Genomic DNA, 9,420 nt, shown 5'->3' with positions numbered 1-9,420 from the left:
CCACTTCGTGAAAGCACGAGGTTAGTTTTGCTCGGAGGTTCACGTCTTCCTGACGTACTGGAGCAGCCGCCTCAGCCAGATGAGATCGAGGTCAGCATCTTTGGGCCTGGACTGGGCGAATGCATCGTTGTGCACCTAGGTAGCCATGAATGGCTAGTAGTAGACTCCTGCGTTGACCCGGTTACGAAGAACCCGGTAGCGCTCGAGTACTTCTCCCGCATTGGAGTGGATCCGGCGTCCTCGGTTGTAGCCGTTGTGGCTTCACATTGGCATGACGATCACGTGCGCGGTATCTCTGAGGTGCTAAAAGCTTCGAAGAAAGCTAGATTCTTCGCTGCAAGCGCCACAACTCGGGAGGAATTTCATGCCCTGACCCTTTTGCCGCCGCCGTCTTCTAGATTCTCTTCCGGAGTCTCTGAACTGGCGAAAACGCGCAAGATTGTGGAAGAACGTCGCGCTGACAGCGGTTTCCAAATGGGTCTGGCAGTTGCCGGCAGGCTGCTTCTGCGTAGACCAGATTTGCTAGTCAATGAAGTTTGGTCGTTGAGCCCATCAGACGATGATACCTTTCGCGGATTGAGTCATATAGCTTCCCTGGTTGCCCCGCCGGGGGGTGTGTACCGCATCCCGAGCATGGAGCCGAACGACCTAAGTGTCGTCCTGCAATTGCAGACAGGGACTGGGTCCATTCTGCTAGGCGGAGACTTGGAGCACTATAAGCGGGGACGGTCCAGAGGGTGGCACGCGGTAATTGATCACGATGTGCGCCCTCAGGGGAAGGCAACGGTTTTCAAGGTCGCACACCATGGCTCCTATAATGGCGACTGCCCTGAGATTTGGGAGCACATGCTTGAGAAGGGGGTCGTTGCTCTCCTTTCCCCCTTCCAACGCGGAAGCGTTTCTCTGCCGCGCCAATCGGATGTGGAGCGTATTCGCAATACCTGCGATCGGGCGTATCTCACCAGTAGCAAGAAGAAGTCTCGTAGTTCTCGATCTCCCGATGTTCATAAGATGATCAGAGCTGCGACAAAATCCTTTACGCCACAGATGCGAATGGGGCATGTGCAGGTGCGCTGGGATGGCGACGACTGGCTAGTTCGTGGCACGGAAGTCGCTGTGCGCCTTTGAGATGCGCAAAAGGTCGGCGGAGTCTTAATGGGCGAGTCAAGGGGCGCTCGGGCTGTCAGGCGTCGTGGGCGGTGGCCTCTTCGAGCAGGTCCATGGCGCGGTTGTGGAAGCGGCGTTCGGCGTCGCGGCACGGGGCGTTGAAGAAGGCTCGTTGAGCTTCGGCAAGATCGCAGTGCAGCAGGCCCATGGTCACGAACACGGCTTCCACTCCGTGACACCCGTTGTCCTTGAGGAACTGCTGGAGTGCGTCCGTGTCGCCAGTTGCCTCCCAGACGGGCCGGGCGGTTTCCTGCATGGCAGCGATGCGCGCTGATCGTTCTGCGTCGAAGCCCACTGGGGTCCGCCTCTCTGGTTTGGCCCGCAGGCTATCGCCAGGTAGGCGGGTGCGCTGGCCCGTTTAGGCGGCTTGGGCGACGGGTGGATGGAGAGTGAAAGGCCTGTCGTCACGCAAGAGCGCCCACAGGACATTGGCACGTCGGCGGGCGAGGGCGATGACGGCCTGGACGTGCTTGCAGCCCTCGGCCCGCTTCCTCACGTAGTAATCGCGGTTGGGGCCTTCGCGGATGATGCTGGTCTGGGCGGAGAGATAGAAGACGCGGCGGAGACGTCGGCTGTAGCGCTTGGGGCGGTGAAGGTTGCCGGTGCGGCGTCCCGAGTCGCGTGGAACGGGCACGAGGCCGGCGGCGGAGGCGAGGTGGCCTGCGTCTGCGTAAGCGCTCAAGTCACCGGCTGCGACGATGAACTCGGCTCCCAGGATGGGGCCCATGCCCGGCAGGGACTCGATGATGTGGGCTTGGGGGTGGGTGCGGAAGGTCTGCCGTATCTGCTGGTCGATGTGCTTGAGCCGGTCGTCCAGGGCGAGGACCTGCGTGGCGATGTCCGCGATGATGCCGGCTGCGACATCCTGGCCGGGCAGCGTGACGTGCTGAGTCCTGGCGACCTGCAAGGCGGTGGTGGCGACTGCGTCGGGGTTGCGGACGTTGCGTCCCCTGAGCCAAGCGGTGAGGCGGGCTTGGCCGTGGCGCCGTATGGCTGCCGGGGTCTGGTGCCGGGTGAGCAGGATGAGCGCGCCTTTGTGATCGGCGTAGTCGAAGGCCCGTTCCAGAGCGGGGAAGATCCCGGTGAGCACGTCGCGGAGCCGGTTGAGCATGCGGACCCGGTCGGCGATCAGATCGGTGCGGTGACCGGTCAACAGAGCCAGATCGGCTGCCAGCTGTGCGGGGACTCTGATGGAGGTGAAGTCCCGCCGCAGCCGGGCGGTGTCTGCGATCACGTAGGCGTCGCGGGCGTCGGTCTTGGCTTCACCGCGGTAGGACCCGGACATCCGGTTGACCGTCCGGCCGGGAACGTAGACGGCCTGTTGGCCGTGGGCGGCGAGTAAGGCCAGCAACAGTGCGGACGCGGTACCGGCGATGTCAACGGCCCAGTGGACCTGGTCGGCGAGGGCGAGGATCTCGCCGAGGGCGGTCAGAATCGCGCTCTCGTCGTTGGCAATCTTCTTGCTCCAGATCGTTGCCCCGGTTTTGTCGACCGCGGCAAGCCAGTGATGGGCTTTACCGGCGTCGATCCCCACCCAGAGGCGGGTCAGCTGCTCGGCCATGTGCGTCTCCTCGGTTCAGGAAGCATGCCGTTCGGCCCGAGGAACACCCGCCGTCAGCTCCGTAAACAGCGATCGATGCGCAGATCTCAATCAGCGGCCAGGCGTCCCGAAGAGCGGGGCGGCCACTCCACCGGAGCCACCGGGGGCAAGCGACTTTAGAGCCACACCCCACTCTTCCGGACCGCCAAACAACTTACGGAGCGGCTTTGGGGTGGCGCTGCTTTGGCGCGAGTGATCATGGCCCCGTAAGCTTCCGGCGCGTCGGGCAGTCTGTGGACCTGCCCGGTGAAGCACGACGTTGGGGCCATGATCTTCGAGGCTCGCGCCAAAGTGGCTCCGTAAAGCCGTGGAGCCGACCGCCCCAGCCACGACGTTTCTCCTCTACGGCAAGAGGCTGATCGCTGTGCGCGCGGCACGGGCGCCGGCCGGGCTGGAGCGGGGCGGAGACATGAGCGCAGGCCCGGCCGGGGGCCGGGCCGCGCGCGGGGAGCGGAGCGAGCCGCACTTGAACCAGTAGAGAAAGTTTGAATCATGCTCGTGCTGCCCTGTGGTGTAGAACCCTGAGCATGGGGAGTGAGCGGCGGGAGCGGATGCGGGCGCTTGGTGCGCGTCTTCGGGTTCTTCGGGCAGAGGCTGGGCTGACGGGTGCTGGGCTGGCGCAGCGTGCCGGGGTGGGGCAGCCGACTGTGTCCAAGGTCGAGACCGGGCGCATGGTTCCGAGCGTTGATGTGCTCGATCGGCTCTCACGGGCTCTCGGCCTCGATGAGTTGACCGCTCATGAGGTTCGTGAGCTGCTGCAGGCCGTGATGAGCGCTCCGGGTGCCGGCCACCCGGCAGACGACACAACTCCGGCCGCCGGTAGAACCGTTGATGAAGAGGTGCGGTCCGCGCAAGTGGTGAGGTCGTTCCAGTGCGTTGTGCTGCCAGCCCTGCTTCAGACCGCGGAGTACGCCCGGCACGTTTTCGCGAGTCTGCCGAACTCTCCGCCTGATGCCGTCGGCCGGGCGGTGGCTGCCCGCATCGAGCGTCAGAGTGTGTTGTACGAGCCTGGTCGGGAGTCGGTGTTCGTGCTGACCGAAGCCGTGTTGCGTACCTGGCCGGGGACTCCGGCGCTCATGCTCGCCCAGCTCGACCGGCTACTGGCTGTCGAGAGCCTGGACACGGTGCGGCTCGGGGTCATCCCTTGGCGTCGGCGGGTGCCGGTGCTGCCTCGTCACGGGTTCACCTTGTGCGACAAGCGGGCCGTTGTCGTCGAGACCTTCGATCGTGAGCGTGTGTCGGCTGACTCCGTCGAACTGGCCGCCTACGAGGAGACGTTCGCTCGCTTCGAGGAAGCGGCCATCTTCGGCGGCGAGGTCAGGGAGCTGCTGTTGCGGTCGATGGCGGACTTCCGCAGCTTGGGAGACACCCTCACTCGATAGAGGAATAATTCCCCTGCATGCCTATCTCGGGATCCAGTCATGGGAATACTCTGCCGTTGTGCTGTCTAGCCCCCTAGACGTAGAGTGAGGGATCTCCCATGCGAACCAAGTGGTGCCGCGCCTTTCCCGGCCTGGCCGAGGAGGTGGGCCATGCTCGACGCTTCGTCGCTGCTCTGTTGGAGGAGCGAGGACCGGTCGACGACGCGGTCTTGGTCGTCAGTGAGCTTGCGACCAACGCTGTGCGGCATTCGTTGAGCGGCGCGGCCGGCGGCTGGTTCGTCGTGGTCGTCACCTTCGGCGACGACAGTGACCTTGTGCGCATCGAGGTAGTCGACGTGGGCGGTGAACGCGAGCCCCACCTGTGCGACGTGACGGACCGGGATGAAGGTGGTCGCGGCCTGGCGCTGGTGGCCGCGTGTGCCAAGGACTGGGGTATCAAGAGCTGGCCCGACGGGCGGACCGTGTGGGCGGACCTGGTGCGGGAGAGCGTGTGATCGCGCCCGCCTCGACGGTGGTCTCTGGTCGCCTGGCTGGCGGTGACGGGTGAGCCCTCGAGGTGTGCCCGGCAGGCGGTCGCGGTTCTACGTGGTCGGCGTACGTACGGGACGCCGTCTCCCGCCCATTCCGTCTAGGGCCCTAGACTCCTGGTTAGTGCTAGGAGGTGAGGTCATGTCGGACGAGTTGCAGCGGATCATGGCGATTGATGATCCGTACCGGCTGTTGCGTGAGGTCACGACCCGGTTGGCTGATGCACAGCAGGAGGTGACTGAACTGGCTCGCCTCCGTCGCCGAGTGGTCCAGGACCTGCACGCGCAAGGGCTGTCGTATGCGCAGATCGCCGAGAAGGCGGGCCTGAGCCGCGGGCGCATCCACCAGATCCGGCACACCGGCCCGGCGCCGGAAGGGGCTTTCCTCGGCCGGGGCTCCGTCGTCGTCGCCACCCCTCTGCGGCGTGATGACGAGCGCGGGCGGACGGTCGTTGCCATGGACGACGTCAGCTCCGGCAAGCGGCTGGAAGACCTTGCGCGGGCATACGGGCTCGAAGTCGCCTCGGAGCATGTGTCGGTCGGTGGCGAGATCGACCTCAACCGAGACGGCCTGGTCGTCGTCTGCGGGCCGCGCATGTCTCAGGAGATGTGGGACACCTACGCGCAAGACCCCGTTCTGAGCTGGGAGCGCGCGGAAGACGGGCCCTGGACGGTGGTGGACCGGCGCACCGGCACCGTCTACCGGTCGGGTCAGGACAGCGAGCCGGCCCGGCCGTACGACGTCGGATACCTCGGTCGGCTGCCGCGCCCGGACGGCAACGGTTCGCTGCTCGCCATCGCCGGTATCCACACCCAGGGGTCTCTCGGCGTGGTGCATCTGCTTGCCAACGACCTGAACACGCTGTGGGGGCAGGTCGGTGATCGCCAGTTCTCCACGCTGGTCGGCGTCGAGTACGACCCCGAGACCAGCGAACCGCAGTCCGCCGAACTGCTCTGCCCCCTCTACAGGCACGACGAAGAGGCAACAGAGGCGGCGGGGTGAGGTTCGCCCTCGCCACGCTGCCCGCTGAACCCGACCGCGAGAACGAGGACTTCGCCGCTGCCGCTCCTGGCGCGGCGGTTGTCCTCGACGGTGCCGGTGTGGGTGGGGCCGAGACTGGGTGCACGCACGGCGTTGCCTGGTTCTCCGGAACCCTGGGCGCTCTACTGCTGCGCTGCATGACCGCGTCTCCCTCCCGGCCGCTCGCTGACTGCCTCGCCGACTCGATCAGTCTCGTCCGGTCCCTGCATGAGGACAGTTGCGACCTCGCCTACCGGGCCAGTCCCACCAGTACCGTCGTCGCCGCGCGGCTCGGCGGGGAAGTTCTGGAGTACTTCGTTCTCGGCGACTCCTCCCTGCTGTTGGCAGACAGGGACGGCCGTACAACCGTCGTCACCGACCGGCGCCTGGACGAAGTCGGCAAGCGGCTGCGCGGGGCTGTCGACCAACTGCCCACCGGCTCGCCGGAACACAGTGCCGCGCTCGCCGAGTACAGGGATGCCCTGACCGGGCTCCGTAACCGGCCGGGCGGCTTCTGGATCGCCGGCCCCGATCCACGGGCGGCCGAGCATGCCCTGACCGGGGCGGTGCCGGTGGACTCGCTGGCGTCCGTGACGCTGCTGAGCGACGGCGCCACGCGCCTCGTCGACCGGTTCGAACTCGCCGACTGGCCAGAGGTGTTGTCCGTCCTTGACTCGTTCGGACCGGATGAGCTGATCCGCCGTGTGCGTGATGCTGAGGCCGACGACCCCGCGGGTCGACGCTGGCCGCGGGGCAAGGCACGCGACGACGCGACCGCCCTCCACTGGACGCTGGACTGACGCAACCCGCTCACGCGAGCGGTGAGGTCGTCGCGACAACTCGTATACCCCCCTAGACAGTTCGCCCGGCGGCCGCTTACCTTTAGCTGCGTATCCCCCTAGACAGTTCATGAGGGGGTGACCCTCCCTTGCGCTGTCTAGGGGGGTATCCAGTTGAAATGGTGCTGCTCAGGAGAGGGCAGCAACGACCCTGTGAGGTACAGACAATGCGTGTCATCCCTGTGGACACTTCGGCCGCGACGCTGCTCATCACCAAGCTGCCGGAGGTCAAGGTGAGGGACCGGCAGACCGGTGAGGTCGCCGTTGACCCGGTGACCAACCAGCGGCTCATGACGGTGGAGCTGGTGTTCATCGCGGCCGGCGGCTCGGACATGATCAAGGTGACCGTTCCCGAGCAGGGCATCGGTGACGGCCTGGTCATGGGTGCCCCGGTCATCCTGTCGGGTCTGGTCGCCCGGCCCTGGGAAAGCGAGTTCGGCGGGCGCGCCCGGCACGGCATCGCCTACCGGGCCGACGCCGTCATGGTCAACGCCCCGGCTCCGGTTCAGGGTTGATCGCCGTGACCGACGGATTCCGGGTTCCGCTGTCGATTCTGCTGCCGGTCCTGCTGGTCCTGGGCGTGCTGCTGGTCGTGCGCCGTCGTATGCCGGTCGTGTTCTGGTGGGTCATCGGCTATCCGGTAGCCGCGTTGCGGGTGCTCGTGTCGTACCGGGACACGATGGACGCGTGTGGTCTGACGGTCCCGGCTTCGGCCGTCCGTCGGGCCACCGCCCGGATGATCGGGCGTCAGGCCGCGCCGGTACCGCCTCGGCGGTCGTTCCCGCTGCCGACCGGGTCCGGTCTCCTGATGCGGCTGCGCATGGCGGCGGGGCAGGCTCCCGAAGACTTCATGGCCTCCGCCGACCGGCTGCGGCACGCCTGGGGCGTCCATGCCGTGTACGTCCGCACCACCAAGCCGGGACGGCTCGAACTGCGGCTGGTCGGCTGGGACGTGCTCGCCGAGGTCAAGCCGCCCCGGCGTCGGCCGGGGTCCGATCCGCTCTGCCTGCCGCTGGCGCTGCGGGAAGACGGTGAGTGGCACGTACGAGACTTCCGCACCGTGCCGCACGAACTGATCCTCGGCGCCACACAGTCCGGCAAGTCCGTCTACCTGCGCAACCTGCTGTGCGGTCTGGCCCGGCAGCCGGTCGTGCTCGTCGGCATCGACTGCAAATGGGGCGTGGAACTCGCCCCGTTCGCACCCCGGTTGTCCGCGCTCGCCGAAACTCCCGACCGGGCTGACGAACTCCTCGACGTCCTGGTGGACGAGATGGAGGCACGGTTCCGGCTCATCGGACTCCGAAGCGGTGCGGGCAGCGGGGCCGGTCCGGACGCCGTGCTCACCTCGGACGTGTGGGGGCTGCCGGAATCCGTACGGCCGGTGCCGGTCGTGGTCGTCGTCGACGAAGTGGCGGAACTGTTCCTCGCCGCGAACCGGGACGACGAGAAGCGACGGGACGCCATGGTCTCCAAGCTCATCCGCCTCGCCCAGCTCGGACGGGCGGCCGGCATCTTCCTGGAGGTGTGCGGGCAGCGTTTCGGCTCCGAACTCGGCAGGGGCGCCACCATGCTCCGGGCCCAGCTGACCGGCCGTGTCTGCCACCGCGTCAACGACGAAGCCTCGGCGAACATGGCACTCGCCGACATCTCCTCGGAGGCGGCTCTCGCCGCTACTGCCATCCCGGCCGAACGCCCCGGCGTCGCCGTCGTGGGTGACTCCTCCGGCGGCTGGTCCCGTGTCCGCGCACCACACTTCACCCTCGCCGAAGCGGCGGCCGTCTGCCGCGACACCGCCGCTCTGATGCCGGACCTGCCCCGGCTCGACTCCTTCCGGCCCGCCGTCGCCGTCGAGTCCGCCGGACCGTCCTCTTCCGCGGCTGCGGTTCCCACCGCCCAGCCGGTGGCCGAGTAGCCCCTTCCCACCTGGCCGGCGCGACCATCTCGCGCCACGTCCCTACCCCTCCCATGCCGAAAACCGGAAGGAAACCCGATGACCGCCATGGTCAAGCGCCTGCGAGTCGACGCCGTGATCGTCCAGGCCGTCATCGCCGGTGCCCTGTCGTTCTCCCACCTGCACGACCTCGCCGAAGCGGCCGGACAGGGCGGCTGGAAGGCGTGGGCCTACCCCATCAGCGTCGACCTGCTGCTGGTCGCAGCATGGCGCCGGATGCGGCAGGCACAACGAGCAGGGATGGGCGCTGTGGGGCCGCGGCTGTGGTTCCTGGTGGCCCTGACCGCCTCCCTCGGCGCCAACGTCGCCACCGCCGGGCTCCTCGACCTCGATCACGTACCTGCCTGGCTGCGCGTCATGGTCGCGGGCTGGCCTGCCGTCGCCTTCTTCGGCGGCACGCTCCTCGCCCACACACCACACCACCCCCAGGAAGCGCCAGAGGTCCCGGCCCCGTCGACGACCGACCGGCACGAGGAATTCCGCTCCACCCCGGCTGCCGTCGACAGGCCCGACCCGGCCGCGCTGCCTACCCCCGATCACACCACCAACGAGCCAATCGCCACCGCTGAACCGGTGACCGACTCCACCCTCGATCGGGCCTCGGAGCCCGTTCCCGCCGTCGCCCTCCCTCCCGCGCTCGTCGACCGCGTCCGGGCCCTCGCCGACGAACACCGCTCGGCCACCGGCCACCCGGCCGACCCCGATGCCGTACGCGCCAGGCTCGGCCTGCCCCCGTCCATGACCGCGTCCGTCGCCGCTCACCTCTGAGAAGGGACCGCCATGCATCGCCGCTTCCGCAACGTCCGCCGTATCGGCCCCGTGAACGTCGCCTCCTACCTCGAACGCGGCAAGCACCGCCACCTGGCCGCCTGCACCGCGCCCCGCTGCGACTTCTCCGCCGAGTACGACTCCCGCGCCGCCGCCGAACTCGCC

The 9,420-nt window shown here is 67.3% G+C and carries 11 protein-coding genes; 9 read left to right on the top strand and 2 right to left on the bottom strand.

From position 1 onward, the window contains the following. Positions 1-1,128: ComEC/Rec2 family competence protein (locus AOK15_RS46070; RefSeq protein WP_420876921.1), on the top strand; the 1,128-nt coding region annotated here is incomplete at its 5' end. 55 nt (positions 1,129-1,183) lie between these two features. Here the strand turns inward: AOK15_RS46070 and AOK15_RS17360 are convergent. Both AOK15_RS17360 and AOK15_RS17355 read right to left on the bottom strand, forming a co-directional pair. Continuing rightward, entirely contained in the window at positions 1,184-1,462 is a 279-nt protein-coding gene (locus tag AOK15_RS17360) for a hypothetical protein (RefSeq protein ID WP_157870279.1), read from the bottom strand. A gap of 63 nt (positions 1,463-1,525) precedes the next feature. After that, complete coding sequence (locus tag AOK15_RS17355; RefSeq protein WP_055517781.1) at positions 1,526-2,728, bottom strand: IS110 family RNA-guided transposase; 1,203 nt, start codon at positions 2,726-2,728, stop codon at positions 1,526-1,528. Positions 2,729-3,294: 566 nt separating this feature from the next. Between AOK15_RS17355 and AOK15_RS17350 the strand changes: the two genes are divergently transcribed. From AOK15_RS17350 to AOK15_RS17315, 8 genes are all read left to right on the top strand, one after another. Further along, positions 3,295-4,149 carry a helix-turn-helix domain-containing protein gene (locus AOK15_RS17350; RefSeq protein ID WP_079058540.1) on the top strand — a complete coding sequence of 285 codons (855 nt, stop codon included), beginning with the start codon at positions 3,295-3,297 and terminating at the stop codon, positions 4,147-4,149. A gap of 98 nt (positions 4,150-4,247) precedes the next feature. Then, a complete protein-coding gene (locus AOK15_RS17345) occupies positions 4,248-4,643 on the top strand; it encodes an ATP-binding protein (protein ID WP_055517779.1) in 396 nt (131 codons plus the stop codon). Between the two features lie 175 nt (positions 4,644-4,818). Further along, positions 4,819-5,679: a sigma factor-like helix-turn-helix DNA-binding protein gene (locus AOK15_RS17340; RefSeq protein WP_055517775.1), complete on the top strand. Its 861-nt coding sequence runs from the start codon at positions 4,819-4,821 to the stop codon at positions 5,677-5,679. Then, complete coding sequence (locus AOK15_RS17335; RefSeq protein ID WP_055517772.1) at positions 5,676-6,497, top strand: protein phosphatase 2C domain-containing protein; 822 nt, start codon at positions 5,676-5,678, stop codon at positions 6,495-6,497. Before AOK15_RS17340 ends, AOK15_RS17335 begins: the two co-directional genes overlap by 4 nt. 206 nt (positions 6,498-6,703) lie before the next feature. Then, a complete protein-coding gene (locus tag AOK15_RS17330) occupies positions 6,704-7,051 on the top strand; it encodes an SCO3933 family regulatory protein (protein WP_055517769.1) in 348 nt (115 codons plus the stop codon). Between the two features lie 89 nt (positions 7,052-7,140). Further along, positions 7,141-8,448 carry an FtsK/SpoIIIE domain-containing protein gene (locus tag AOK15_RS17325; RefSeq protein ID WP_240508472.1) on the top strand — a complete coding sequence of 436 codons (1,308 nt, stop codon included), beginning with the start codon at positions 7,141-7,143 and terminating at the stop codon, positions 8,446-8,448. 78 nt (positions 8,449-8,526) lie between these two features. Next, complete coding sequence (locus AOK15_RS17320; RefSeq protein ID WP_055517767.1) at positions 8,527-9,255, top strand: DUF2637 domain-containing protein; 729 nt, start codon at positions 8,527-8,529, stop codon at positions 9,253-9,255. A gap of 12 nt (positions 9,256-9,267) precedes the next feature. Continuing rightward, positions 9,268-9,420, top strand: a 153-nt coding sequence (locus AOK15_RS17315; RefSeq protein WP_055517764.1) for a mobile element transfer protein, incomplete at its 3' end; no start/stop codon positions are given.

The organism is Streptomyces ossamyceticus (genome assembly GCF_001418475.1).
GTDB lineage: Bacteria > Actinomycetota > Actinomycetes > Streptomycetales > Streptomycetaceae > Streptomyces > Streptomyces ossamyceticus.
Note: the sequence above shows the minus strand (reverse complement) of the source record. Positions and strands in the feature narration are given on the sequence as shown.

Excerpts from the sequence above, each read along its gene's own strand:
- AOK15_RS17320 (WP_055517767.1), top strand. The coding sequence starts at position 8,527 with ATGACCGCCATGGTCAAGCGCCTGCGAGTCGACGCCGTGATCGTCCAG.
- AOK15_RS17325 (WP_240508472.1), top strand. The coding sequence starts at position 7,141 with ATGCCGGTCGTGTTCTGGTGGGTCATCGGCTATCCGGTAGCCGCGTTG.
- AOK15_RS17340 (WP_055517775.1), top strand. The coding sequence starts at position 4,819 with ATGTCGGACGAGTTGCAGCGGATCATGGCGATTGATGATCCGTACCGG.
- AOK15_RS17350 (WP_079058540.1), top strand. The coding sequence starts at position 3,295 with ATGGGGAGTGAGCGGCGGGAGCGGATGCGGGCGCTTGGTGCGCGTCTT.
- AOK15_RS17330 (WP_055517769.1), top strand. The coding sequence starts at position 6,704 with ATGCGTGTCATCCCTGTGGACACTTCGGCCGCGACGCTGCTCATCACC.
- AOK15_RS17355 (WP_055517781.1), bottom strand. The coding sequence starts at position 2,728 with ATGGCCGAGCAGCTGACCCGCCTCTGGGTGGGGATCGACGCCGGTAAA.
- AOK15_RS17345 (WP_055517779.1), top strand. The coding sequence starts at position 4,248 with ATGCGAACCAAGTGGTGCCGCGCCTTTCCCGGCCTGGCCGAGGAGGTG.